Annotated in this window: 20 protein-coding genes, 1 pseudogene and 1 riboswitch; of the genes and pseudogenes, 9 read left to right on the top strand and 12 right to left on the bottom strand. The window is 69.1% G+C overall.

What is annotated here, in order from left to right:
- Positions 1–93 precede the first annotated feature (93 nt).
- Positions 94–1029 carry a S41 family peptidase gene (locus tag AAFF32_RS00655; RefSeq protein ID WP_216965892.1) on the bottom strand — a complete coding sequence of 312 codons (936 nt, stop codon included), beginning with the start codon at positions 1027–1029 and terminating at the stop codon, positions 94–96.
- Positions 1030–1117: 88 nt separating this feature from the next.
- On the opposite strand from AAFF32_RS00655, the gene queD reads away from it, so the two are divergent.
- The gene (gene queD, locus AAFF32_RS00660; RefSeq protein ID WP_216965890.1) at positions 1118–1471 is read left to right on the top strand and encodes a 6-carboxytetrahydropterin synthase QueD; all 354 of its coding nucleotides are present in this window, start codon (positions 1118–1120) and stop codon (positions 1469–1471) included.
- A 93-nt stretch (positions 1472–1564) separates the two neighbouring features.
- Here the strand turns inward: queD and AAFF32_RS00665 are convergent, their stop codons facing one another.
- Positions 1565–3829: a patatin-like phospholipase family protein gene (locus AAFF32_RS00665; protein WP_216965887.1), complete on the bottom strand. Its 2265-nt coding sequence runs from the start codon at positions 3827–3829 to the stop codon at positions 1565–1567.
- 189 nt (positions 3830–4018) lie between these two features.
- Here AAFF32_RS00665 and AAFF32_RS00670 point away from each other — a divergent pair, with 189 nt between their 5' ends.
- From AAFF32_RS00670 to AAFF32_RS00685, 4 genes and pseudogenes are all read left to right on the top strand, one after another.
- Entirely contained in the window at positions 4019–4429 is a 411-nt protein-coding gene (locus AAFF32_RS00670; RefSeq protein WP_216965885.1) for a phasin family protein, read from the top strand.
- 188 nt (positions 4430–4617) lie between these two features.
- Positions 4618–4998, top strand: a complete 381-nt coding sequence (locus AAFF32_RS00675) for a DNA-binding protein (protein WP_342316149.1) — start codon at positions 4618–4620, stop codon at positions 4996–4998.
- Positions 4995–5168, top strand: a pseudogene (locus AAFF32_RS00680) (RES domain-containing protein); the annotation flags it as partial. The gene AAFF32_RS00675 and the pseudogene AAFF32_RS00680, both read left to right, overlap by 4 nt.
- 131 nt (positions 5169–5299) lie before the next feature.
- Positions 5300–5545, top strand: a complete 246-nt coding sequence (locus AAFF32_RS00685; RefSeq protein ID WP_342317189.1) for an RES family NAD+ phosphorylase — start codon at positions 5300–5302, stop codon at positions 5543–5545.
- A 77-nt stretch (positions 5546–5622) separates the two neighbouring features.
- Here the strand turns inward: AAFF32_RS00685 and AAFF32_RS00690 are convergent, their stop codons facing one another.
- The 3 genes from AAFF32_RS00690 to bioD form a co-directional block, all read right to left on the bottom strand.
- The gene (locus tag AAFF32_RS00690) at positions 5623–8796 is read right to left on the bottom strand and encodes a multidrug efflux RND transporter permease subunit (protein ID WP_216965875.1); all 3174 of its coding nucleotides are present in this window, start codon (positions 8794–8796) and stop codon (positions 5623–5625) included.
- A 9-nt stretch (positions 8797–8805) separates the two neighbouring features.
- Complete coding sequence (locus AAFF32_RS00695; protein ID WP_216965874.1) at positions 8806–9993, bottom strand: efflux RND transporter periplasmic adaptor subunit; 1188 nt, start codon at positions 9991–9993, stop codon at positions 8806–8808.
- A gap of 123 nt (positions 9994–10116) precedes the next feature.
- Positions 10117–10785: a dethiobiotin synthase gene (bioD, locus tag AAFF32_RS00700; protein WP_216965873.1), complete on the bottom strand. Its 669-nt coding sequence runs from the start codon at positions 10783–10785 to the stop codon at positions 10117–10119.
- 69 nt (positions 10786–10854) lie between these two features.
- Between bioD and AAFF32_RS00705 the strand changes: the two genes are divergently transcribed.
- The 4 genes from AAFF32_RS00705 to AAFF32_RS00720 all read left to right on the top strand — a co-directional run bounded on the left by AAFF32_RS00705 (position 10855) and on the right by AAFF32_RS00720 (position 15037).
- Positions 10855–11340, top strand: coding sequence for a GAF domain-containing protein (locus tag AAFF32_RS00705; protein ID WP_216965872.1), 486 nt, complete (start codon positions 10855–10857; stop codon positions 11338–11340).
- Positions 11337–11714 carry a TfoX/Sxy family protein gene (locus AAFF32_RS00710; protein WP_216965870.1) on the top strand — a complete coding sequence of 126 codons (378 nt, stop codon included), beginning with the start codon at positions 11337–11339 and terminating at the stop codon, positions 11712–11714. Before AAFF32_RS00705 ends, AAFF32_RS00710 begins: the two co-directional genes overlap by 4 nt.
- Before the next feature lie 220 nt (positions 11715–11934).
- Positions 11935–12143: riboswitch (cobalamin riboswitch) on the top strand.
- A gap of 162 nt (positions 12144–12305) precedes the next feature.
- Complete coding sequence (gene btuB, locus AAFF32_RS00715; RefSeq protein ID WP_342316150.1) at positions 12306–14177, top strand: TonB-dependent vitamin B12 receptor; 1872 nt, start codon at positions 12306–12308, stop codon at positions 14175–14177.
- Positions 14178–14491: 314 nt separating this feature from the next.
- Complete coding sequence (locus tag AAFF32_RS00720) at positions 14492–15037, top strand: isochorismatase family cysteine hydrolase (RefSeq protein WP_342316151.1); 546 nt, start codon at positions 14492–14494, stop codon at positions 15035–15037.
- Here AAFF32_RS00720 and AAFF32_RS00725 read toward each other — a convergent pair.
- The 7 genes from AAFF32_RS00725 to AAFF32_RS00755 form a co-directional block, all read right to left on the bottom strand.
- Complete coding sequence (locus tag AAFF32_RS00725) at positions 15024–16868, bottom strand: carboxypeptidase regulatory-like domain-containing protein (RefSeq protein ID WP_342316152.1); 1845 nt, start codon at positions 16866–16868, stop codon at positions 15024–15026. The genes AAFF32_RS00720 and AAFF32_RS00725 overlap by 14 nt on opposite strands.
- Complete coding sequence (locus tag AAFF32_RS00730) at positions 16865–19054, bottom strand: hypothetical protein (RefSeq protein WP_342316153.1); 2190 nt, start codon at positions 19052–19054, stop codon at positions 16865–16867. Before AAFF32_RS00730 ends, AAFF32_RS00725 begins: the two co-directional genes overlap by 4 nt.
- A complete protein-coding gene (locus AAFF32_RS00735; RefSeq protein ID WP_342316154.1) occupies positions 19051–20220 on the bottom strand; it encodes a BatA domain-containing protein in 1170 nt (389 codons plus the stop codon). The genes AAFF32_RS00730 and AAFF32_RS00735 overlap by 4 nt, the downstream gene beginning before the upstream one ends.
- Positions 20217–21131 (bottom strand): DUF58 domain-containing protein, encoded by a 915-nt coding sequence (locus AAFF32_RS00740; RefSeq protein WP_342316155.1) that lies wholly within the window; start codon positions 21129–21131, stop codon positions 20217–20219. The genes AAFF32_RS00735 and AAFF32_RS00740 overlap by 4 nt, the downstream gene beginning before the upstream one ends.
- A gap of 13 nt (positions 21132–21144) precedes the next feature.
- Complete coding sequence (locus AAFF32_RS00745) at positions 21145–22140, bottom strand: MoxR family ATPase (RefSeq protein WP_342316156.1); 996 nt, start codon at positions 22138–22140, stop codon at positions 21145–21147.
- A 66-nt stretch (positions 22141–22206) separates the two neighbouring features.
- A complete protein-coding gene (locus tag AAFF32_RS00750; protein WP_342316157.1) occupies positions 22207–22908 on the bottom strand; it encodes a DUF4159 domain-containing protein in 702 nt (233 codons plus the stop codon).
- Positions 22905–24542 carry a TldD/PmbA family protein gene (locus AAFF32_RS00755; protein ID WP_342316158.1) on the bottom strand — a complete coding sequence of 546 codons (1638 nt, stop codon included), beginning with the start codon at positions 24540–24542 and terminating at the stop codon, positions 22905–22907. The genes AAFF32_RS00750 and AAFF32_RS00755 overlap by 4 nt, the downstream gene beginning before the upstream one ends.
- Positions 24543–24552 lie beyond the last annotated feature (10 nt).

Here is a 24552-nt window from a genome sequence, read left to right on the forward strand (position 1 = left end):
GCGTGTATCCCCGCGTGAAATCACCGATATCGCGCAGTTCGCGCAGGGCCTGCGTTCACGGATGCGAATCCGGTGTAAACGCGCGCGGCGTGTTCAGGGCGATCGACGGGCACGTTGCAGTGCTTCGTCCAGCGCATCGGAAGCGGCGACCGCCACGTCAGGCGCGACGCCGCTGCCTTCCCAGTTGGTGCGCGTGATGGGATTGACCGGCGTTCCGTCGGATACGAACACGCGAAAGCCCGCGCCCACGTCGACCTCGCCACCGGGATTGGCCGCGCCCGCGCTGCGCTCGCCGATGACGGTCGCGCGGCGTGCGCTCTGCAACGTGTAGGTGAACGCTTCGGCCGCCGAGGCGGTGCCGCCGTCGATGAGCACGTACACGGGCACGCGCGTGCGCGGGTGCGCGTAGGGATGCAGGGGCGCCTCGCTGAACGTATCGGTGCGCGTGTGGAAGGCGTTGTAGACGTCGGCGTCCGGTTCGACGAACGCGCTGGCGAGATAGCCGACCATGCTCGGCGATCCACCGCGGTTGCCGCGCAGGTCGATCACGTTCACGCCGGTGCCGGAGAGCGTTGCCAGCGCGGCGTCGATGGCGACGCGCGCAGGCGCATCGGTGTCGTCGGGCTCGAAGTGCGCGAAGCCGTCCAGGCGCAGGTAGCCGATGTCGCCGGGCAGGACGTCGATTTCGACGATGCCGTTGGGCGATGAAGTCCGCGGCGTCCTGCGCGGCGCGGGCGGGCGCGCGGCGTCGCCCGGTGCGCTCCATCGCACGCGGAAATGGCGGTCGAGCGGGCGCAGGCGCGCGGTGAGCGCGTCGGCCAGTGCCTGCGCCTGGAGCGCGTCGTAGGCGCCAGTGGCGGCGTCGCGGCGCAGGTCGTCGGCGATGCGCTTGCCGCGCTCGGGGTCGAAGTAGCGGTCGGCGATCGCGGCGGCCACGGCGTCGACGTGCACGCGGGACGCGGGCGTGGCGTGCACGGCCGCCGAGGCGGACAGCAGCAGGAGGGCGGCGATGCGGAGCAGGTTCGGCATGGGCGGCGTTCCGGAGGCTTTCCTGTCTGGATGCCGCGGGCGGCCCGGGGGGCGCAGCGACCGCCGCCGCAGGCGGTAAACTGCGCGCATGAAGATCTTCAAGGCATTCACGCTGGAAGCCGCGCACCGCCTTCCGAACGTCCCGGAAGGCCACAAGTGCGCGCGCCTGCACGGGCACAGCTTCCGCATCGAACTCCACGTCGAGGGCGACATCGACCCGCACGCCGGCTGGGTGATGGACTTCGCCGACGTGAAGGCGGCCTTCAAGCCGCTCTACGACCGGCTCGACCACCACTACCTCAACGACATCGAAGGCCTCGAGAACCCCACCAGCGAGCGACTGGCGGTGTGGATCTGGGAGCGTCTGAAGCCGGCGCTGCCGCTGTTGTCGGAGGTCGTCGTGCACGAGACCTGCACGTCGGGGTGCAGCTACAAAGGGTGAGGCTGGCCGCTTACGCGGCACGGCCGCGTGGCCTGCCGAACGCCCGGTCAGAATGGCCGGGCCCGGGTAACGGCTACGCGTCGCTCACACGCCTCACTTCACCTCCGGCCGCAGCAGCGAGCCGAACGTCAGGTACCACGAGCTCTCGCCTTCGTCGTTGCCGCCGTAGGCCAGGAACATCGGCCCCAGTGGCGTGCTGAATCCGACGAACAGGCTGCCGGCGAGGATCAGATCGTCGGCGTCCACCGCGTCCTTGCTCGTCCACGCATTGCCCGTTTCCAGGCTCGCGCCGACGTACATCGGCAGCGAGAACAATCGGCTCGTGTTGCCGGTGCGGCGGTACATCACCGCGCGTGCCAGCGCGGTCTGGTTGCCGGCCAGCGCGCGTTCGTCGAAGCCCGACAGGTTGAGGAACCCGCCCAGGAAGCCCTGCGCCTGGAAGAAGTTGTCGTCCTCCAGCGCGCTGGTGAGGCGCGCGCCGAGCAGCAGGTGATAGCGGCCCCATGCCTGCGCCCAGTCTCCGGTGAGCCGCGCGACGTTGCCTTCCACGTTCGCGCCCATCGTTTCGTAGTAGGTCTCCAGGTCCGCGCTGACGCGCACACCGCGCGTGGGGAAGTTGATGCTGTCCAGCGTGTCCCACGTCGCGTTGTACATGATGCCGGCGTACTCCTCCTGCGCGCCGCTGAAGTCGGCGGGGTTGCCGATCAGCAGGTCGCCGCGATCGCGACCGCGCAGCAGTTCCGCGCTGATGCGCCATTCCGGTTGCGGCGTGAAGCCCGCCTGCAGCGCGAGCTGGCGCCGGTTGATGCGGAACTCGGCAAGCTGGTTGCCGTCGCGCCACAACGGCAGCGATTCGTTGCGCAGCTCCAGTGAAGGTTGCAGATAGAAGGCCCCGGTCTCGCCGAAGGGCTGGTAGAACTCCGAGCGCAGGCCGGTGATGCGGCCCAGTCGCATCACGTTACGCCACTCCGCGCCGAGCGTGTTGACGTCGTTGAACGTCAGCTCCGCCGAGACCATGTAACTGTTGCGCCCGTTGAAGTTGTCGTCGAGCTGGAAGCCCAGCTTGCCGAAGGCCGACCACGGTTTTTCCGCCGGGATGATCTGCAGTCCGCGTTCGCCATCGCGCTCGACGAGCCGGTAGTCGATCTGCTGGAAGCGCCCGTCGCCATAGGCCGTCCCGATGTCCTTCTCCAGGCGCTCGGCGTCGAACGGTTTGTCGAGGTTGTCGGCCACGGCGCGCTCGACCTGGCGCGTCGCCGAGGGCGAGCGGCCTTCGACCACGTCGAGGAACGACACCAGCTTGGGATCGAAATCGCGCTTGCGCTGGCGCTCGCGGTACGCGGCGTAGGTCGCCTCGTCCACCGACAGCGCGCGCAGCCGCGGCAGCGCGGCTTCGGCGGCGCGCTCGCCGATCGCGATGGCCTCGGCGCCGCGGTTGAATTCCGCCGCGGTGATGTCGCCCAGCTCGGGGCGGATCAGCACGTCGCCGGGACCGAGCGTGGCGAGCGTGCGCTCGGTCTTGTTGGACATCAGCGCCGAGATCATCTGATCCATGATCACGATCGGATTGGTCAGCGCTTCTTCCTTGTGCAGCGGCGATCCGACGTCGACCACGATGAGGCGATGCGCGCCCATCTCGCGCACGACGTCCACGGGCACGTTGTCGACCATGCCGCCGTCCACCAGCAGGCGATCGCCCACGCGCACCGGCGCGAACGCGCCCGGCACGGACATGCTCGAGCGAATCGCCAGCGCGAGGTCGCCGTCCTGGAACACCACCTTGTCGCCGGTGACGATGTCGGCGGCCACGGCGCGGAAGGGGATCGGCAGATTGTCGAAGTCGTGCACGTTCCAGGTCGAGATCGTCAGCCGGCGCATCAGCATCAGCAGCTTCTGCCCCTGCACGATGCCCACGGGCAGCACGACGCGGCCGTCGACGTAGCCGATCTCCAGGTCGAGCAGGTAGCGGAAGTCGGCGTCCTTGCGGCGCATCGGCTGGCCCGGGCGCGGCGGGTCGTCGACGAACATGTCGGCCCAGTCGATGGTTTCGATCAGGTTTTCCATCTCGGCCGGCGTGTAGCCGGTGGCGTACAGGCCGCCGACGATCGAGCCCATGCTGGTGCCGGCCATCTTGCACACGGGGATGCGCTCGCGTTCGAGCACCTTGAGCACGCCGATGTGCGCCGAACCGCGCGCGCCGCCGCCGCCGAGGACGAGGCCGACGCAGGCCGGTTCATTCCGGGCCGGGGGCGACTGCGCGGCGGCCGGGAGCGCCGTCAGGCCGGCCGCGACCAGGGCCGCTCCGGACAGGGCGCGCCCGAGGCGGCGCAGCAGTGGGGAGCGGGCGGTCGCATCCATCATCGTCCGGTCATCCTGGTTGGCGAAGCTGTGCGCACCGGCCGAGCCCGGCGCAGTCCGATTCTGCCATCGGTCCTGTGAGGCCCAACGGTGTCTGAATCGAGTTCCCGGACGTGTTGCACTGCAACAAAACCAGCGCTATGCTGCACCGCACAATCCACCCTTCCCCGGATTGCCCAGGAGACCAGCATGTACCAGCCGTTCAACGAACAGTTTGCCGCCGCAACGCGCCAGTTCGCGGAGACGGCCGCGCAGGTCAACCGCCTGGCCCTCGACAACGCCGAGGCCGTGTTCGGCCTGCAGCTGTCGGCCATCGAGGACCGCGTCAACGCCACCTTCGCCTTCCTTGGCGAGGCCGCCGAGGCCCGTGATTTCGAGGCCCTCAAGACGCTGCTGCCGAAGGGCGCGCAGGTTGCCCGCGAGAACTTCGAGCGCGGTGTCGCCACCGGCCAGGAAGTCTTCGGCCGCACGCTGAAGGCCCACGGTGCGATCACCGAGCTGGCCAAGTCGCAGTTCGAAACCGCCGCGCGCGGCGTGCAGGCCGGCGTCGAAACGACCGTGAAGGCCGCCACCGGCGCCCCGAAGGCCGCTGCCAAGTAATTCCGAATCTCTCTCCTTAACTGGCTTTATTTTTCCGATCTACCGCCACCCCTCCCGGCGGTCTGGAAACCCGGCAGCGCAAGCGGCCGGGTTTTTTCTTTCCGGGCGCCTGAACCGGGCGCGGGTGGTCGGTCGTATTTCGGGCGAATCTGGTGCATAATCCGTGCACGCACTGCCGGAGCCCGCTCATGAACGCCGTCATGAAGCCTCATACCAGCCTCGCCGAATCCCTGCGCGAGCCCGAGCAGGTCTACCTGTCCCCCCGCCGGATCGGGGAGGCGTTGGGCCTGCAGATCCAGAGCCTGGCCGAGCGCGCCCGCGTCAGCCGCAACACGCCCACCGCACGCCCGCAGAACGAACACCTCCAGCAGTACCTGCGCGATGTCGTGCGCGTGCTCGCCGCGGCCGAAGACGTGGCCGGCGGCGATCGGGCACGCGCGATCTTCTGGTTCATGAACGACCCGCTGCCGGAATTCGACTACCTCACCGCCGACGCGCTGGTGCAGGCGGGCAAGGCGCAGGTGGTCATCGACTACATCGAATCCATCGCCGGGGGCGCGACCGGATGATCCTGCGCGAGTTGGGCGATGGCGACGCGCTGTACCGCGTCATCGTCCCGCGCTGGTCGCATGCGCCCACCTCCGGCGCCGGCGCCGCACTGAAGGGCGGCCGCTTCAATCGCGCAGGACTGGAAGCGCTGTACCTGTCCCGCGAACTGGAGACGGCCGTGGAGGAATACCGCCAGCACGAGCAACTGCTGCCGCCCGGCACGCTGGTGACTTTCCTGGTCGGTCCGTTGCTCGTGGTGGATTTCGCGCGCGGCTACGAGGGCGACGGCTGGGATCCGATCTGGGCCGAGTACGCCTGCAACTGGCGTCGCCTCGCCTTCGACGAACGCACGAGCCGCCGAGCTGGGTGCTGGGCGACCTCGCGCTCGATGCCGGCGCGGCCGGCATTCTCTTTCCGTCCGCCGCGTGCACCGGCGGCACGAACCTCGTGCTGTTCAACTCCAGCCAGCTGCCCGCGCGCCTGCTGCGCGTGCACGATCCGAACGCTCAGCTGCCGCAGGACGGGCGCTCGTGGCCGGATCCTTCGAACCCGATATCCACCCGCTGATCCTGCATCGCCGCATCCGTCGATGCAAAGAAAAAGCCCGCCATCCGGCGGGCTTTTCCGTTCTGCGGTTCCGGGGATCAGCTCACCGGTCGCGGCCGCAGGTGTTCATCCTCGTCGTCCTGTTCGATCACCGGCTTCTCGTCCATCTTGTCGCCCAGCAGGCGACGCACCGCGACGTAGAACACCGGAATCAACAGCAGGCCGAGGAAGGTCGCGAACATCATGCCGCCGATCACGCCGGTGCCGATGGCGTGACGCGAGTTCGCGCCGGCGCCGCTGGAAATCGCCAGCGGGAACACGCCCATGATGAAGGCGAAGGACGTCATCAGGATCGGACGGAAGCGCAGGTGCGCGGCCTCGATCGTCGCCTCGCGCAGCGTCTTGCCGTGCTGGCGCTGCTCGATGGCGAACTCCACGATCAGGATCGCGTTCTTGGCCGCAAGACCAATCACCGTGATCAGGCCGATCTTGAAGTAGATGTCGTTGGGCAATCCGCGCAGCAGCGAGAACAGCACCGCGCCGAGCGCGCCCAGCGGCACCACCAGCAGCACCGCGACCGGCACCGACCAGCTTTCGTACAACGCGGCCAGGCACAGGAACACGACGAGGATCGACAACGCCAGCAACGCAGGCGCCTGGTTGCCCGACAGGATTTCCTGGTACGACTGGCCCGTCCAGTCGTAGCCGAAGCCCTGCGGCAGGTCCTTCTCGACGATGTTCGCCATCGCGGTCATCGCTTCGCCCGAGCTGTGGCCCGGTGCCTGCGAACCCACGATTTCCACCGCTGCGTAGCCGTTGTATCGCGTGAGCGACGGCGACGCGGTGATCCAGTGGTTACGCACCACGTTCGACAGCGGCACCATCGACGTCGCTTCGCCCGGGCCCGCCTGCGTCAGCGGACTGGGCGTGTAGAAGCGCGCCAGCGATTCCGGGCCCGTGCGGTACGGGCCGTCGGCCTGCATCGTCACGCGCTTCACTCGGCCCGCGTCGACGAAGTCGTTGACGTACACCGGCGCCAGCATCAGCTGGATCGCGCTGTAGATGTCGCCCACCGACAGGCCCATCGAGGTCGCCTGCACGCGGTCGACGTCCAGGCGCAGCTGCGGCGAGGCTTCCAGTTCGTTCGGACGCACGCCGGTCAGCGCCTTGTCCTCACCGGCCTTGCCCAGCAGGGTGTTGCGCGCTTCGGTCAGCGCCTCACGGCCCTGGCCCTGGCGGTCCTGCAGGTACATGTCGAAGCCGCCGAACTGGCCCAGGCCGCTCACCGTCGGCAGGTTGATCACGAAGATCTGCGCGTCGCGGATGCCGAACAGCGCGCCGTTGGCCTTCTGGATGAACTCCGACGCGGTGACCTTGCGCTCGTCCCACGGCTTGAGGCGGATGAACGCGATGCCCACGTTCTCGCCCTGGCCGACGAAGCTGAAGCCGGCGACGGTGAAGATGCCGTCGAACTCGTCTTCCTTCGCCATCGTCGCGCGCACTTCTTCCAGCACGGCGTTGGTGCGATTGATCGTCGCGCCCGGCGGCAGGTTGATCAGGGCGATCGCGTAGCCCTGGTCTTCCTCGGGCAGGAAGCTGCCCGGCATGCGCGTGAACAGGAATCCGCACAGCACCACCAGCACGCCGAACACCATCATCCAGCGCGGTGCGTGGCTGATCGCGTGGCCGATGTGGCCGACGTAGGTCTTGGCGATCTTGTCGTAGTACTTGTTGAAGGTGCGGAAGACGAAGTTGTCGCGATGATGGTCGGCCGTCGGCTTGAGCAGCGTCGCGCACAGCGCGGGCGTGAAGCCCAGCGCGAGGAACGCCGAGAAGAACATCGCCATGGCGATGGTGATGGCGAACTGCTTGTAGATCTCGCCCGCCGAACCGCCCTGGAACGCCGAGGGGATGAACACCGCCGCCAGCACGACCGTAATCGCCACGACCGCGCCGCTGATCTGGCTCATCGACTTGCGTGTCGCCGCCTTCGGCGAGAGTCCTTCCTCGGTCATGATGCGTTCGACGTTCTCGATCACCACGATCGCGTCGTCCACCACGATGCCGATCGCCAGCACCATGCCGAACAGGCTGAGCTGGTTGATCGTGAAGCCGATGAAGTACATGCCCAGGAACGTGCCGAGCAGCGCGATGGGAATGACCAGCGTGGGGATCAGCGTCGCGCGCAGGTTCTGCAGGAAGATCAGCATCACCAGGAACACGAGCACGATCGCCTCGAACAGCGTCTTGATCACTTCCTTGATCGAGACGGCGACGAAGGTGGAGCTGTCGTACGGCGAGAACCAGGTGACGCCCTGCGGGAACGTGGCCTGCAGTTCGTTCATGCGCTTGGTGACGGCCTCCGCCACGCCCAGCGCGTTGGCGCCCGGCGCCAGCTGGATGGCGAAACCGGCGGCCGGCTTGCCGTCCCAGCGGCTGTCGAAACCGTAGGACGTCGCGCCCAGGCCGATGCGCGCGACATCACGCAGCCGCACCGTGGTGCCGTCGCCGTTCGTGCGCAGGATGATGTTGCCGAACTGCTCGGGCGTGCTGAAGCGACCTTCGGCGGACACGGTCGCAGTGAAGCCCTGCTCCGCCGGCGCAGGGTCGGAGCCGATCTTGCCGGCCGCGAACTGCACGTTCTGGCCGCGCACCGCGGTGAGCACCTGCGTGGCCGACAGACCGAAGCCGCGCAGCTGGTCAGGGTTCAACCAGATGTTCATCGCGTATTCGCTGCCGAACTGCTGGGTGCTGCCCACGCCCGGCACGCGCGCGATCTGGTCGAGCACGCGCGAACCGACGATGTCGCTGAGGGCATCGCGGTCCATCGACTCGTCGTCCGAGCGCAGCGCGACGACCTTCAGGAAGCCCGCGTTGGCCTTCGCCACGACCACACCTTGCTGCACCACTTCGGTGGGCAGGCGCGGCGTGGCGAGCGCGACCTTGTTCTGCACCTGCACCTGCGCGATGTCCGGGTCGGTGCCCGGCGTGAACGTCAGGGTGATGTTGGAACCGCCGCTGGAGCTGGAGGACGAGGAGAAGTAGACGAGGTTGTCGATGCCCGTCAGCTGCTGCTCGATCACCTGCGTGACCGCGCCCTCGGCCGTCTCGGCGCTGGCGCCGGGATAGGACGTGGACACCGTCACCTGCGGCGGTGCGATGGAGGGATACGACTCGACGCCGAGGTTCAGGATCGCGAGCACGCCGCACAGCGAGATCAGGATCGCGATGACCCAGGCGAAGACCGGGTGGTTGATGAAGAATCTGGACATGGCGTGGGGTCAGTCCTTCTTGGCCGGTTCCTCACCGGCGGCCTTCGCGGCCGGCGCCTTCGATGCATCGCCGGCGGTCTTGCCCGCGGCGTCGGCCGGCGAAACCTTGGCCGGCTTGCCCGGCTGCGCGCGCTGCACGCCGGAGACGATGACCTGGTCGTTCGGGGCCAGGCCCTTGGTCACCACCCAGTTGCCGCCTTGCTGGCGGTCGGCCACGACGTCCTTGCGCGCGACGTTGCCGTCGCTGCCGAGGACCAGCACGAAGGCGCTCTTGGCATCGCGCTGCACACCGGCCTGCGGGACCAGGTAGGCATTGGGCGTCACGCCCAGCACCGTCTTGAGGGTCACGAACGTGCCCGGCAGCAGCGTCTTGTCGGGGTTGGGGATCAGCGCGCGCAGCGCGATCGCGCCGGTGCTCGGATCGACGACGTCGCCGGAGAAGTCCAGCTTGCCCTGGCGCTCGTACGGCGTGCCGTCCGGCAGGACGACGGTCACCTTCGAATCGCCCTGCGTGGTCTGCGCGCGACGCACCTGCTCCAGCTCGGTGACGCTGAGGGAGAAGTTCACGTAGAGCTGGTCGATCTGGTCGACCGTGGTGAGCAGCGTCGGCGTGCCCTGCCCGACCAGCGCGCCTTCGGTGACCTGCTGCTGGTTCGCGCGGCCGCTGATCGGCGCGGTCACCGTGGCGTAGCCCAGGTTGATGCGCGCATTCGCCAGCGCCGCCTCGGCCTGCTTCACCGCGGCACCGGAGCTGCGCTCGGCGGCCATGGCGTTGTCCAGGTCGGACTGCGAGACGAACTTCTCCGGCGCCAGGCGGCGGGCGCGATCGGCGGCGGCCTTGGCGTTGGCGTAGTTGGCCTGCGCCGAGGCCAGCGAGGCCTGGGCCTGGCCGACTTCGGCCTGCAACGGCGCCGGGTCGATCAGGAACAGCACCTGCCCGGCCTTCACGTCGCTGCCTTCCTCATAGACCCGGCGCTGCAGCACGCCCGGAACGCGCGCACGCACGTCCGCGCTGCGGAACGCGGCCAGACGGCCCACCAGATCCTTCTGCAGCGGCACGTCGCCCGGCTGCACCTTGACCACACCGACGTCCGGCGGGGGCATCTCGCCGCCCTGGGGCTGATCCTTGCCGCCGCAGGCGGACAGTACGAGGGCCAACGCGGCAGCGATCGCCACCGTGCGCGGGTTCTTGACCATGGGGGAAGACTCCAATTCCTTCATGACGGGCGTCGCAGCCCGGGTAGGGTTCGAATTCCTATACCGCCCAGTCTAGCATTTGTCGGGAGCGGCCCATCTCCCATTGGTCACGCCTATCGCCGATCAGGCCGGTTGAAGCAAAGCCGCCAGCTGTGCCGGATCGGGCGCTTCGCGGAACGGGAGCCGTCCCCAGCACGCTACCGGCAGGTGCTGCTTCAGCAGCGTGAAGTTGTCATCGGCGCGCTCCATGGCCGGGTCGATGTCGTTGGCGATCCAGCCCACCAGATGCAGACCATCGGCCTGGATCGCCCGCGCGGTGAGTCGCGCATGGTTGAGACAGCCCAGGCGCAGCCCCACGACCATCACCACCGGCAGGTCCAGCGCGCGCACCACGTCCGCCTGGTCCAGATCGGCGGCCAGCGGCGCGGCCCAACCGCCCACACCTTCCACCACCACCGCATCGGCCTGCGAGGACAGGCGTGCGAATGCGCTTTCTATCGGCGCAAGGGTAACGCGGATGCCTGCGTCGGCGGCAGCCAGTTCAGGCGCCAGCGGATTGGGCAGGGCGAATGGATTGACGTCCTCGTACGCAGGGCGCGGCGCGCTTGCCGCCTGCAGGGCGAGCGCGTCTTCGTTGCGCCATCCCTCCGGCGTGCGCTCGCAGCCGCTGGCAAGCGGCTTCATGCCGACCGCGCGCAACCCGCGCGCGCGCAGCGCATGCAACAGCGTCGCACTGGCCAGCGATTTGCCGATGCCGGTGTCGGTGCCGGTGACGAACCAGCCGCGGCTCACGACGCGGCCCCTTTCGGAGCGGCCCTGCCGGCCCCAAGTACGCTGGTAGACTGCGGAAAAGAGGCACTCATGTTCACCAGCGAAAGTCTAAGCGGCACGAAGTCGGAACAGTATGCGCAACTGCTCGCGCAGGCGCGTGCGCTCATGCATGGCGAACGCGACCGCATCGCCAACGCCGCCAACCTGGCGGCGCTGATCTACAACGCGGTGCCGGAACTCAACTGGGCCGGCTTCTACTTCTTCGACGGCACCGAGCTGGTCGTGGGTCCGTTCCAGGGACTGCCCGCCTGCGTGCGCATTCCGCTCGACAAGGGCGTGTGCGGCGCAGCCGCCTCCACCCGGCAGACCCAGCTCGTCCCCGACGTGCACGCCTTCCCCGGCCACATCGCCTGCGACTCGGCCTCCAACTCCGAACTGGTCGTGCCACTGGTCTCCGCCAATGGCGAGCTGATCGGCGTGCTCGACCTCGACAGTCCGGTCCTGGACCGTTTCAACGTTGAAGACCAGCACGGCCTGGAGTCCATCGCGCGGGCATATGTGGAGTCACTGGAATGACGACCAGCACCGACAAGCTGCGCAACATCGGCCCGAAGTCCGCCGCCTGGCTGCGCCAGGTCGGACTGCGCACACGCGAGGACCTCGCCGCGGTGGGCACGGTGGAGGCCTTCATGCGCGTCAAGCGCGCCGGCTTCAAGCCGACGTTGAACCTGCTGTACGCCATCGAAGGCGCGTTGCAGGACTGCCATTGGCAGGAGATTTCCGACGAGCGCCGCGGCGAGCTCATCCAGGCCGCCGATGCCGCCACCGCCCTGCTGCCGCCGCCGCGCTACAAGCCGGCCGCCGCGCCGGTTACGACGACGCAGATGGCCCGCGAGGAAGACACCATCGCGATGCCGACGCTGTTCGACGAGCCTGCGGATCGGGACTGATCGAGACAGTCTGCACTCCGAGCACCTCCCTTTCTCCCGCTTGCGGGACTAGGTGCCCGAAGGGCGGATGAGGGCAAACGGAGACGAGGCTTCAGACTCGCCTGGGCCCTTCAACGCTCCGCGCGCTTTCCTTCGCTCCCACCGCTCTCCCGCAAGCGTGAGAGGGCTTTGCACACCGCGAACCCAAGCCTCCACGCGAAAATGCCGTAGACTTCGCCCCGCTTCGAGGTGACCCGGCGGCGTCCTGCCGGCGGGTTGAAACGGGAAGTCGGTGACGCCGCCACGCGGCCAGTCCGGCACTGCCCCCGCAACGGTAAGCGAGTTCGAGCTCGGCACACCGCCACTGTGCACACGCACGGGAAGGCGCCGCAGCCGGAGGGCCTCCTCCACTCGCGAGTCCGGAGACCGGCCTGCGACGCAAGGGTCCCGACTGGAAACAGCCTGTCTGGAATCAGCATGGACCCGCCACTGGTTGCGATGCGGAGGGCGTCGCGGCGGCGACGTCGGCGTTCCGCTTCCGATTCCGCGGCCCACTCTCTCCCGGCAACCGTTCCTTTTGCCGTCGGCGCCGTCGTGCGCTGGAGAATTCCGATGTCCTTCCGCCGCAATGCCCCCGTCCACGCCCTCGCGTTCGCCTGCGCGCTCGCCCTGCCCGCGCTCGCCCACGCCGCGCCGCAGGCGACCGATCTGGACGAAGTCGTCGTCACCGCCAACCGCACCGCCGTGACGGTCAACGATGCGCTCGCGCCGGTGGAAGTGGTCGACGCCGAGCAGATCCGCCGCAGCCAGGCGCGTTCGCTACCCGACCTGCTGCGCGGACGCGCCGGCATCACGCTGTCCAACCAGGGCGGCCAGGGCAAGCTCACCACGCTATTCCTGCGCGGCGCGGAATCCGACCACGTGCTGGTGCTGGTCGACGGGATCCGCATCGGTTCGGCGACGTCCGGCCTGGCCTCGCTGCAGGATCTGCCGGTCGATCTGATCGACCGCGTCGAGATCGTCCGCGGCCCGCGTTCCAGCCTGTACGGCGCCGACGCCATCGGCGGCGTGATCCAGGTGTTCACGCGACGCGACCGCGAAGGCTTCGCTCCGCGCGTCACCGTCGGCGGCGGTTCCAACGGCCTCAACGAATTCGCCACCGGCTTCGGCGGCGGCAACGGCCGCGCCTGGTTCGGCGCCGACTACTCACGCAGCCACACGCAGGGCATCAACGCCTGCAACGGCTATTTCGACCCGGTGACCTTCGACGGTGCCGGTTGCTTCATCGCGCCGGACTCGCAGCCCGACCGCGACGGTTACACGCGTGACGCACTCTCCGTGCGTGGCGGCGTCGACTTCAACGAGCAGTGGACCCTGGAAGGCCACGCGTTGCGCAACGAAGGCGACAACGAATTCGACGGCGACTTCACCGACCGCGCCAAGACCGTGCAGCAGGTCGTCGGGGGCAAGCTGCGCTGGCACCCGAACGACCGCGTCGACCTGCACCTCACCGCCGGCCGCAACCAGGACGCGTCCGACAACTACCTCGGCGACACCTACCTCGACTACTTCAGCACCTACCGCGACAGCGCCACGCTGCAGGGCGACTTCGGCCTGGCCGAGCACCACCTGCTCACCGTCGGCCTGGACTGGCTGGAAGACAGCGTGAGCAGTACCACGCCGTACGACGAGAGCAGCCGCGATAACAAGGCCGCATTCGTGCAGTACCAGGGTCGCTTCGCAGCGCAATCGCTGGAAGCCAGCGTGCGCCGCGACGACAACGAACAGTTCGGCGGCCACACCACCGGCAGCGCCGCATACGGCATCGAGTTCGCGCAGAACTGGCGCATCACCGCCGGCTACGGCAGCGCGTTCAAGGCGCCCACGTTCAACGAGCTCTACTTTCCGTTCTTCGGCAACGCGAACCTGCGTCCGGAAGATTCCGACACCTGGGAACTGGGCGTGGCCTGGCGCGGCGATACGCTCAACGTGCGCCTGGACACCTTCAGCACCGAGGTCGACGACCTCATCGCCTTCGACGCCGCGCTGGGCCTGCCCAACAACGTCGAACGCGCGCGCATGCAGGGCGCCGAACTCGGCGTGGACACGACCGTCGCCGAATGGACCATCGCCGGCGCGATCAGCTACCTCGACACCGAGAACCGCAGCGGCTTCTACGAAGGCAACGAACTCGCCCGCCGCGCGAAGAACAGCGCGCGTGTCGACGTGGACCGCGCATTCGGCGATTTCCGCATCGGCCTGACCGCCGTGGGCGAAGGCTCGCGTTTCGACGACGTCGCCAACACGCGTCGCCTGGGCGGCTACGGCACACTCGACCTGCGCGCCGAATACGCCATCACGCCCGCGCTGACATTGCAGGCCCGCGTGGCCAACGTGTTCGACCGCGAGTACGAGACGGTGGCGTTCTACAACCAGGCGGGGCGGGAGTGGTTCCTCACGCTGCGCTACGCACCGGTGAACTGAGCCGTTCTGCGAAGTGACTGGCGCCCCTCCTCCGACAAGGCAGAGGGGCGCCGACCTTGCACTTCATCCCGAGCGGCGAGGCGAATCCATCCGATCCCGTTCGTCCTGAGCGTGGGGGCGAAGCCCCGGAGTCGAAGGATGAGCAGGCCGGTCACGCAACGGTCCCGCCGGGTCCTTCGACTTCGGCCTGCGGCCTACGCTCAGGACGAACGGTGGAAGGTTGTGGCGTCCATCGGCAAGCGCGGATGCGTCGAGACATCGCGCTCACGAAAGTTCGCCGACCCTAGCCTTCCATCGCTGGAGGCTGCCGCGACGTGAAACGCCACGCCCTTCTGATCATCGACATGATCAACGCGCTCGACTTCGCGCAGGGCGCGAAGCTGCTCGCATCCGCGCGACCGGCCGCGCAGCGCATCGCGCGACTGAAGGCGCGATTGAAGCCGCGCGGCGTTCCGGTCGTCTACGTCAACGACAACTACGGCCAATGGCGCTCCGACTTCCGCCAGGTCGTCGCGCAGTGCGCGCAGGACGCATCGCTGGGCGCGCCGCTGGTCAGGCTGCTGCACCCCGAGGACGATGACTTCTTCGTGCTCAAGCCCGAGCGCTCCGGTTTCCACGACACGCCCTTGCGCCTGCTGCTGGACCGGCTCGGCGCCGACACGCTGATCCTCACCGGCATCGCGCTCGATGTCTGCGTGCTCGCGACGGCGACCGACGCCGGCATGCACGGCTACCGGCTGTTCGTGCCGTCGGACTGCGTGGCATCGGAAACGCCAGGGCGCAAGCAGGCTTCGCTGAAGCTGCTGCGCGATTCGCTCCACGTCGACACGCGCGCCTCGCGCGCGATCACGCTGCGCTGAGGCGTCGCCCGGCCCGCGAACGTTCCAGCCACCACAACGCGCCGCTGGCCAGCAGCCATGCCAGCCACCACGGCCAGCGCGCCGTCGGATGACGCGGCGCCAGCGCGGCGTCCGCCTGCGCCATACTGCGTTGCGAATCCGCCGCGCGTTGCAGCGTGGCCTCGCGCAATGCCTGCGCCCGTAGCCCCGGCGCCGCATCGGTCGCGCGAACGAAGAACGCCTGCGTGCGATCGCCGGAACGCAGCAGGTGCCAGCCTTCCGATGTCGGCCAGAACGCTGCGCATGCGCGCGCGCCGGTGACGGGATCGCGCAGCAGCGCATGCGAAGCGCCGTCCGGCGTGATCACCCTTGCGCCGTCGGACACGCCGCACAATGCGACGCGTCGGTCCTGTCGCGCATCCGCATCGATATCGAAGCCAGGCGCCGCCTGCGCACGCGCAAGCGCGGAGACCGCATCGCTCCACAGCGCGGCATGCAGGTCATCGCGTCCGCCCAGCATCAGGCGGAAGCTGTCGGCCAGCAACCACACGCCCACGCGACCGCGTCCGTGCGCGCGCCACAGGCCCAGCGCGGTGCCGTCCGCATCGCGCAGCAGCGCCACGCCGTCGGACGCGGACAGCCGCGCGTCGCGTCGCGTCAGCGGCGGCATCTCTGCCGGCGCCGCGTCGTGCGCACGCGGTGCGTCCTGCGTTCCCGGGCCGATGCGCGCGCGCTCCATCGCATCCTCGCGCGTGCCCGCAGCCAGCTTCACCGGAACCGAATCGCGTCCACCGTCGAGCGCGAAGCCCAGCGACCGCAGCCGACCGCGTTCGCCGGCAGACAAGGGACCGGTGATGCGCACCAACAGGCCGAGCCCGTCGCGCACGGCCACTTCGAGCGCGGCGCGCTGACCCTCGCCCAGTGCGGACCACGCGCGCTCGTCGACGATGGCCAGATCGAAACGCGACAGGCTCGCTGCATCCAGCGAGATCGGCGCGTCGCCCAGCTGCACGCCGCCACCGACCGCGATCTGTGCGTGCATCGGCAGGCCGGCATCGTCGAGCCAGCGCCGCAGGAACTTCACCTCCGGCCCGGGTGCACCCGCCAGCACAAGCACGCGCGGCGGCGCGGCTTCCTGCACCTGCAACGGCACATCGGCTTCCTCGACGACGCGCTTTCGCTCATCGTGCAGGCGCAGGCGGAACCGCATTCCTCCCGTGCCGCGCGCCGTGCCCGTGACCATGAAACGCCCGTCGTCCGCAATCGCGACGCGATCGACCGGACGACGCGCGGGATCGAGCAGCTCGACCTGCCCGCCGGCCAACTGTGCGGCACGACCGGAGATGCGGAATTCATCGCCGGCCGCGATGCGGGCCGGCGCGGCGAGTTCGACGAGCCCGCGCGGCAGCGGCGGCGGCGTGAACTCGATGGCGATGGTCGACGCCGCATCGAGATCGCGCAGCTCCAGGCCGGCTCCGATCACGCGCACGCGCTGCGTTCCGGGACGGCGGCGAAGTGCGGTCGCCAGATCGGGCGCGCGCTCCACGTCCGACCAGGCCGGTGCTTCCGGCAGCGCGACCGCGGCGTCGCCCGCCGCCAACTGCGCACGCGGTGCGCCGGCCGTGACGACCACCAGGGTTCCGGCCTCGCCGGGCACCGTCGGCGGCCACAGCGCGAAGTACAGCAGCGCCGCGCACAGCGGCTGCGCGATCACCAGCGCCGCGATGCGCCAGGCATGCGAGCGTTGCGACGGCTCCGCGCGCAGATGGCGCACGAGCAGGCGCACGATGCCGAGCATCGCCGCGAGCGCGAGCACGACGGCCGTCGTCGTCGGCGAGAACAGATCGCTCATCGGGTCGTCTCCCGCCGCAGCGCGTCGAGGTAGCGACGGCCGTCCGCGTCGCCTGCATCGCGACGCGGCACCGCCGCCGGCGGGCGCGGCAACAGCGGCCACAGCTGGGCACGCAATTCATGCCGGCACGCGACGCACGCGGGCTGCGCGCGCAGCGCATCGACCGCGGCGATGAACGACAACGGATCGGGAACGCGCGATTCGTTCGTGCGCAACCAGCGTTCGAGCGCGGCGAAATCGACCTCGGCCGCGGCCTCGCGCCCCGGCGTGTCGTCCAGCGCGCGCCACAGGGCATCGAGCGTGGGATCGGGCGGCGTCGCGCGCGCCAACGCATCGTCGCGACGCGCGATGCCGGCACGGTCGCCGCTCATGCGGCGCGTCTCGTCGATGGGCGGAAGCTCCGGCCCCACGCGTGCCAGGTAGATGCGCGTGGCCTGCTGCACCTGCTTGATGTGCTTGAGCGCCGTGTACGCGTAAGGCAGCGCCTGCTCCGGATGACCCTGTCGCAGATGGCCTTCGGACTGCCACATCGCGTCGAGCGCAAGCTTGAGCGTGGCGCGCGTTTCCGGATCCAGCAACGTCGCCGCTTCCGCGTGGTCGTGCGTGTGGCCGTATTCCTCCAGCACTGCGCCTTCCTGGCCGAACGTGGCCGTTCCCTTCGCGTCGTCGTGCACGTGATCGTCCTGCGGCGCGCTGGATTCGTCGGCGTGAGCGTGACCGGCCGCCTCGGTGTCGGATTCGGTCACGGCGGACACGTCGTCCGATGTCGGCGGCGGCTTGGGCTCGCCTTCGGCTTCCTCGCCGAGGAACTGGCCGTAACGCAGGCGCAGGAGGCGCTGGTCCACTCCGATCGCGTCGCTGCGGCGCAGGTATTCGTCGGCATCGAGACGGCGCTTGTCCTTCAGCAATGCCTCGGCGTCGATGATGATCTGGCGTTGGCTGCGGAAATACGCGGGCATCACCTTGCGCACCATGCCTTCCAGGTCGCTGGTTTCGGTGCCCAGCTCGGACGGCCAACGCAGGATCAGGCTGGCGCTGCGCGCGGTCTGCGGCGACGGCGTGCGGTTGTCCTCCACTTCCAGTTGGGCGATCAGGTCATCGCCCACGGCGAAACCGAGCGCGCCCAGATCCAAGTGATGCGCGAAGCGCTTCACCGTCGCGCCGCCCGTGGCGCGCAGCGTCACGATCTGGTCGCGGAAGGTGATGTTCTCGCCGCTGCCTTGTGCAAGCGTCACGCGCAGCCTGGCCACGGGCGCGACGCCGAAGTCGTCGCTGGCCTCGAACACCACCGGCCACCCCTTCTGCCCCGGCGTGGCGAGGCTGAGGCTGCGATCGGGTTCGATCACGCGCACCTGCGGCGGGCGGTCGGCGATGGCATCGAGGCGGTGCGGCCGGGCTTCGCGCAGCGGCGGTGCATCGCGCAGCACAAGGCGGTAGAGCGCCGAGCGCGTGAGCACGTGGTCGCCGCGCCATGTCTCGCCGTCGCGCCGCAACGCGACACGGCGGCCGTCGTGGAAGACCAGTTCCGCTGCGGCGGGTTGCGGGGCCAGTCGCAATGCCCATTGCAGGCGCGTTCCCTGCGGAGCGCGCGTGTCGAGCGTGGGTTCGTCGCGCGCGCCCTGGCGCGTATACGCGGGCGGTGTCACGCGCAGGTTCTGTTCGACGATGCGCGTGTGCGTGGGCGCCGCCGCTTCGCCGCTGAGTTGCGCGACGACGTCGTCGAACATCTGCGCCGGTCGCGCGGGCCAGAAGACCACCGCCGCCGCGGCCAGCATCGCCAGCGCCGCCGAAAGCACGATCGCGCGCAGCGACCAGCGCGGCCGCAGATCGGGCGCCGCTCCGTGCCGAAGGCGCGTCTGCAGGCGTTCGCGTTGCAGGCGTTCGAGAGTTGTCAGCCCGGCATCCGGCGCGAACAGCAGGTCGGCGCTGTCCTCCATGTCGGCACGCGCAGCGTCCAGGCGCTGCACCAGCCAGCGCGTGTCGAGCTTGCGCGCACGCTGCACGCCGAAGGCGATCGCCGCGACCACGCCAACGACGAACACCGTCGACGCAAGCACGACGCCGTGCCATCGCCACGCCACCGTCGATGCGACCAGCGCCCACGGCAGCACGCACGCGATGGCATCCAGCGCGCGGCGCGTGCGTGCCTGTTGCCAGGCGTGCTGCAGGAGGTTCGCCGCACTCATGGCGCCACCGCCCTGCGCGGGCCCGTCGCCAGCCAGCGTTCGACCAGGAACAGCAACGCGATCGCAAGGGCCAGCCACGGCTGCACGTCACGCGGCGCGATCGGGAATACGGCGCCGCCGTCGGCGGGCGCATGGGCCTTCGCCAGTACGCGTGCGGGCGGCGGCCCGGCGGGTTCGAGCGCGCGGCGCAGATGCTGCGCGAAGTCGGCATCGAGCAACGCCGGCATCGCCTGCGGCACGAGCGCGCGCGTGAAGCGCAGCACGCGGCCGTGTCCGTACGCGGCACCTTCGATCAACGCATCGCCCGCCTCGTCGCGCCACAGCGCGGCCATGGGCGGTGCGTCTTCGAGCCTGGCGTTCGCAGCCAGCAGCAACGTTCCGCCCGCGCGAGTCCAGTCGCGCACGTTCGCCGGCACCGTGCCGGGAGCGAGCCTCACCAGATGCTTCGTCTTGCCGGGCCATGCCTGCGCGACGGGCGCAGTATCGAGCGCAACCGGCGCGTTGCCCGGCGGCTGCCACGCGGCGACGGCGGCACGCAGATAGGGCAACGCGGACTCCGCGCCCACTCCATGGCGCACCACGAGGTCGGGCGCCCGCGTGGCGGGCAAGGCCGCAGGCGCGGGCATCGCACCGGGCACTACGCGCCAGTCGACGCGACGCGACAGGACGACACGCTGCGCGTCCGCGCCCTGCAAACGTTCGGGCGCGATCACCGTGAGCGCAACGCCCGGCGGCAGATGGGCATCGAGGTCGCGCAGCAGGCTGCTGATGGACGCGTTCGAGGCGGCGGGCTGCGTGTCGATCTGCGGGAACTCCGGCGCCAGCCAATGCCAGCGCGCGTTTGCCGCGACCGGCACGGACGCTCGCACCTGCGCGGCATCCACACCCGGAACGACCGCGACATACGGCGCCTCGCTCTCGCCGCCGTGCAGCACGGGCCGCGCCAGCAACGCCGCCATCAACGCCACCAGCAGCAGGCGGACCAGCAGCAGCGGCCATTCGTCGAAGCGGATGCGGTGGCGCGGCTTGGGCTTCTGCCGCAGCCAGCGCAGCGCGGCGAATTCGGTGGGACGCTGCTCGCTGCGCCGCGCCAGGTGGATGAGCAGCGGCAGCAGCAGCGCCGCGAGCGCGGCCAGTGCGGCAGGGATCAGGAACGCCAGGCTCACGCGTACTCCGCCGCGTCGCGCGCGCCGAACAGCCGACGCAGCGGCAGGTCCAGCGGCTGGTCGAGGACGTATTCGGCATGGCGGATGCCGCTGGCGTCCAGCCGCGCATCGAGTTCGCGTCGCGCCTGCACGAAGCGCGCGAGGAAGTCGGCGCGCATCGCCGCGCCGTCGCCGAGCAGTTCCTCGCCGGTTTCCGGATCGTGGAAGCGGTGGCCGCCCTGGAACGGGAAGTCGCGCTCCTCGGCGGTGAGGATGCGCACCGCCAGCACTTCGCGGCGCGCGGCGGCCAGTCGCGTCATCACCTCGATCGCGCCGTCATCGAAACCGTCGCTGAGCAATGCGACCAGATCCCCCGCGCCGATGCGCTCCCACAACGGGCGCAACTGCTCCGGCGACGGCCAGCGGCCGCGTGCCTGCAAGCCGTGCAGTTCCAGCAGGAAGCGGTCGCGCTGGCGCAATCCGGCGCCGGGCGCGAGCAGGCGCACGCCGTCGTCGCGCAACGCGACGAGGCCGAAACGATCGCCCTGTTTCAGCGCGAGTTCGGCGATGCACGCCGCCAGTCCCTTCGCCGCCGCAAGCCGCGACCAGCCCGGCCGCGCCTTGTCTTCCTGCGCCATCGACGCGCTGGCATCGATGAGCAGCCATACGGCCAGCGGGCTTTCGCGCTCTGCCTCGCGCACGAAGAAGCGGTCCGAGCGCGCGTAGAGCTTCCAGTCGATCTGGCGCAGTTCGTCGCCGGGTTCGTACGCGCGGTACTGGGCGAATTCCAGTCCGGCGCCGCGACTGCGGCTGTGATGCAGGCCCAGCCCCTGCAATCCGACCGCGCGTCGCGAGGTCAGACGCAGGTCCTTCAACCGCGCGCGCACCTGCGGCGGAATGAAGTCGGCGATGCGGGTGCCGGGCGTGTTCACGCGTGCGTTTCGATCAGGCGTTGAACGGCACGGCGCGCAGCAGCGCGGCGATCACGTCGTCGGCGCCCTTCTGTTCGGCTTCGGCAGCGAAGGACAGCAGCAGGCGATGACGCATCACGGGCGCGGCGAGCGCGGCGATGTCCTCGCGCGTGGCAGCAAGGCGTCCGTGCAGCAACGCGCGCGCCTTGGCGGCGAGCACCAGCGACTGGCCCGCACGCGGGCCGGCGCCCCACTTCACCCACTGCTTCACTTCCACGGGCGACGCCTCACCCGGGCGTGTCGCGCGCACCAGTCGCGTCACCCAGCCGAGCAGGTCTTCGCCGAAATGCACTTCGCGCACGCGTGCCTGCAACGCCAGCACTTCCTCACCGTGCATCACGCTGGGCACATGCGCCGAGTGCGTGCCGGTGGTCTGGGCGAGGATGTCGCGCTCCTCGCGCTCGGTCGGGTAGTCGACGCGGATGTGCAGCAGGAAGCGGTCGAGCTGCGCCTCCGGCAGCGGGTACGTGCCGGCCTGTTCGATCGGGTTCTGCGTGGCGAGCACGAAGAACGGCGCCGGCAGCGAATGCGTGACGCCGGCATAACTGACGGTGCGCTCCTGCATCGCTTCCAGCAGCGCGGCCTGCGTCTTTGGCGGCGTACGGTTGAGCTCGTCGGCGAGCAGCAGGTTGGTGAAGATCGGGCCCGGCTGGAAGCGGAAGTGGCGATGGCCGGTGCCGTGGTCCTCTTCCAGCAGTTCGGTGCCGAGGATGTCGCTGGGCATCAGGTCCGGCGTGAACTGCACGCGGCGGAACTGCAGCTCCAGCGCCTGCCCGAGCGAGCGCACCAGCAGCGTCTTGCCCAGGCCCGGCACGCCTTCCAGCAAACAATGGCCGCCGGCCAGCAGGCCGATGAGCAGCTGCTCGACCACGGCGTCCTGGCCGACGATGGCCTGGGCGATGGCGTTGCGCAGCGTGCCGAGCTTCTCGAGCTGCGCCTTGAGGTCGGCTTCGGTGAGGGTGTCGTTCATGTCGTTTCGGTCCGCCTTCGCTCGTTGCTCGTCATTCCCGCGAAAGCGGGAATGACGACCGGGGTGTCAGCTATTCAACGCATACATCACGATATTGACCGCGAACTTCGTGTTGTCCTCGGCCAGGAAACGCTTGTTGCGCCAGTCGTAGTCCCACTCGCAACCGTAGTCCTTGTTGCTGTAGAGCACGCCCAGGCGGCCGTCGATCTCGATGCCCTTCAGATAATCGTGCACCAGGTCGTCGCCCCAACCATTGAGCTCGAAGGTCGTGGCCGGCGGGCCGTCCTTGAACTGGAAGAAGCTGCGGTACAGCGCGTGGTTGTTCGGCAGCTTCTTCAAGGCCTTCGGCCCGAAGATCGACGCCATCTGCTCTTCGAACGACTTGGCGAACAAGCCGTCGATGTCGTGGTTGCAATCGTCCACGAACACGAAGCCGCCGTTGCGCACGTAGCGTTCGAAGTTGCGCCGCTCGGCCGGGTTGAACTCGACCAGCTTGTGGCCGGCGAGGTAGCAGAACGGCGCGGTGAGCATCTTCGGATCGGCCAGCGCGATCACATGCTCCTTCGGGTCCACGCGCAGGGTGGTGTAGTCGATCAGCGAGGTGACCAGGTTCGCCGGCATGCGCTGGTCCACGTCCCAGTCGCCGGAGTCGTACTTCAGGCGGGTCAGCCAGAAGTCGTACTCCGCGCCCGCCGCCCGTGCCAGAGGAGGCAGCAGCGCCGCTGCCGCGCCCCCCAGCATCAGGCGGAGGAACTGCGCGCGGTTCATATCGACCGCGCGGTATTGATGACGTTGACGCCGTTGAACCGTGCCGTGGCCGCGCCGTGCGAAACCGCCGAGACCTGGCTCGGCTGGCCCTTGCCGTCGAAGAACGAACCGTAGAGGCGGAAGTCGCGCTCGTCGCAGATGCCCACGCAGGCGTTCCAGAATTCCGGCGTGCGGATCTGGTACGCGCCGTCTTCGACGAGGCCGGTGATCTTTCCGTTCTTGATCTCGTAGAACAGCTGACCGCCGAACTGCGCGTTGTAGCGTTGCTGGTCGATGGAGTACGAGCCGCGGCCGTGGATATACAGGCCGTTTTCCACGTCCTTGACCATGTCGGCGACGCTGAGCGGCGTCTTGCCCGGCATCAGCGAGACGTTGGCCATGCGCTGGAACTGCACGCTCGACCACGAATCGGCGTAGCTGCAACCGTGCGATTGCGCATGACCCAGGATGTGCGCTTCATCGCGCGTGGCCTGGTAGTCGACAAGGACGCCGTCGCGCACCAGGTCCCACTGCTTCGTCTTCACGCCTTCGTCGTCGTAACCCACCGCGCCCAGGCTGCCCGGACGCGTCTTGTCGGCGACGAAGTTGACGATGTCGCTGCCCCACTTGTAGCCCGCATCGCGCTTGTCGAGCGTGGCGAAGCTGGTGCCGGCGTAGTTGGCTTCGTAGCCGAGCACGCGGTCGAGTTCGAGCGGGTGACCCACGTTCTCGTGGATGGTGAGGAACAGGTTGCTCGGGTCGATGACGAGATCGTACTTGCCCGGCTTCACCGACGGCGCCTTGAGCTTGGCGCGTGCGTCGCGCGCGGCGGCCACCGCGTCTTCCATCACGTCGTAACTGGTGCCGTAAGCGGTGATGCCGCCGGGCAGCGCGAACTTGCCCGACTTCGCACCGTCCAGGTACTCGTAGCCCATGCCCATCGGCGCGGACAGGCCGTTGCGCGTGCGGAACTTGCCGCTGGCCTTGTCCACCGCGGTGGCGGTGACGGGCAGCCAGATGCGGTGGATGTCCTGGTCGATGTAGCTGCCGTCGCTGGAGGCGAAGTACTTCTGCTCGTTGATCAGGAACAGCGTGGAGTTGAAGAAATCCGCGCCGGCCTTCATCGCCGCGGCGTTCACCGACAGCAGCAGGTCGACCTTGTCCTTGATCGGCACTTCCATGCCGTTCTTGCGGATCGGCGTGGCCCAGCGCACTTCGCCGACGCCCGGCGTGGGCGCGAGTTCCACCTTGCGCGTCTGGTTGCGCGCATTCGCCCTGGCGATCGACAGCGCGGTGCGGGTGGCATCGGCCACCGCTTCGGGCGTCTGCAGGTGCGTGGCGGCGAAACCCCACGCGCCGTCGGCGAGCACGCGCACGCCGACGCCCGAGGACTCGCCGTTGACGATGTTCTCCACGCGCGACTCGCGCGTGATGACCGACTGGCGCAGGTAACGGCCCACGCGCACGTCGCAGTACTGCGCGCCGCCGGCCTTCGCGGTGGTGAGGGCGGCGTCGGCGAGCTTGCGCCGACGCACGGTGTCGACCGGCTCCAGCAAGGCTTCGGCGGCGATGCTGTTGCCCCATGCAGAGGTATGGGGCAACAGCATGCCGGCGACGCTTGCACCGGTCAGGTGGAGGAAATCACGACGCTGCACGATCGAACAC

Origin of the sequence: Lysobacter sp. FW306-1B-D06B (genome assembly GCF_038446665.1) — a bacterium.
Taxonomy (GTDB): Bacteria; Pseudomonadota; Gammaproteobacteria; order Xanthomonadales; family Xanthomonadaceae; genus Lysobacter_J.

Excerpts from the sequence above, each read along its gene's own strand:
- AAFF32_RS00655 (WP_216965892.1), bottom strand. The coding sequence starts at position 1,029 with ATGCCGAACCTGCTCCGCATCGCCGCCCTCCTGCTGCTGTCCGCCTCG.
- AAFF32_RS00710 (WP_216965870.1), top strand. The coding sequence starts at position 11,337 with ATGACGACCAGCACCGACAAGCTGCGCAACATCGGCCCGAAGTCCGCC.
- AAFF32_RS00675 (WP_342316149.1), top strand. The coding sequence starts at position 4,618 with ATGAACGCCGTCATGAAGCCTCATACCAGCCTCGCCGAATCCCTGCGC.
- AAFF32_RS00695 (WP_216965874.1), bottom strand. The coding sequence starts at position 9,993 with ATGGTCAAGAACCCGCGCACGGTGGCGATCGCTGCCGCGTTGGCCCTC.
- AAFF32_RS00750 (WP_342316157.1), bottom strand. The coding sequence starts at position 22,908 with ATGAACCGCGCGCAGTTCCTCCGCCTGATGCTGGGGGGCGCGGCAGCG.
- AAFF32_RS00730 (WP_342316153.1), bottom strand. The coding sequence starts at position 19,054 with ATGAGTGCGGCGAACCTCCTGCAGCACGCCTGGCAACAGGCACGCACG.
- AAFF32_RS00670 (WP_216965885.1), top strand. The coding sequence starts at position 4,019 with ATGTACCAGCCGTTCAACGAACAGTTTGCCGCCGCAACGCGCCAGTTC.
- queD (WP_216965890.1), top strand. The coding sequence starts at position 1,118 with ATGAAGATCTTCAAGGCATTCACGCTGGAAGCCGCGCACCGCCTTCCG.
- AAFF32_RS00665 (WP_216965887.1), bottom strand. The coding sequence starts at position 3,829 with ATGGATGCGACCGCCCGCTCCCCACTGCTGCGCCGCCTCGGGCGCGCC.
- AAFF32_RS00690 (WP_216965875.1), bottom strand. The coding sequence starts at position 8,796 with ATGTCCAGATTCTTCATCAACCACCCGGTCTTCGCCTGGGTCATCGCG.
- AAFF32_RS00705 (WP_216965872.1), top strand. The coding sequence starts at position 10,855 with ATGTTCACCAGCGAAAGTCTAAGCGGCACGAAGTCGGAACAGTATGCG.
- btuB (WP_342316150.1), top strand. The coding sequence starts at position 12,306 with ATGTCCTTCCGCCGCAATGCCCCCGTCCACGCCCTCGCGTTCGCCTGC.
- AAFF32_RS00745 (WP_342316156.1), bottom strand. The coding sequence starts at position 22,140 with ATGAACGACACCCTCACCGAAGCCGACCTCAAGGCGCAGCTCGAGAAG.
- AAFF32_RS00725 (WP_342316152.1), bottom strand. The coding sequence starts at position 16,868 with ATGAGCGATCTGTTCTCGCCGACGACGACGGCCGTCGTGCTCGCGCTC.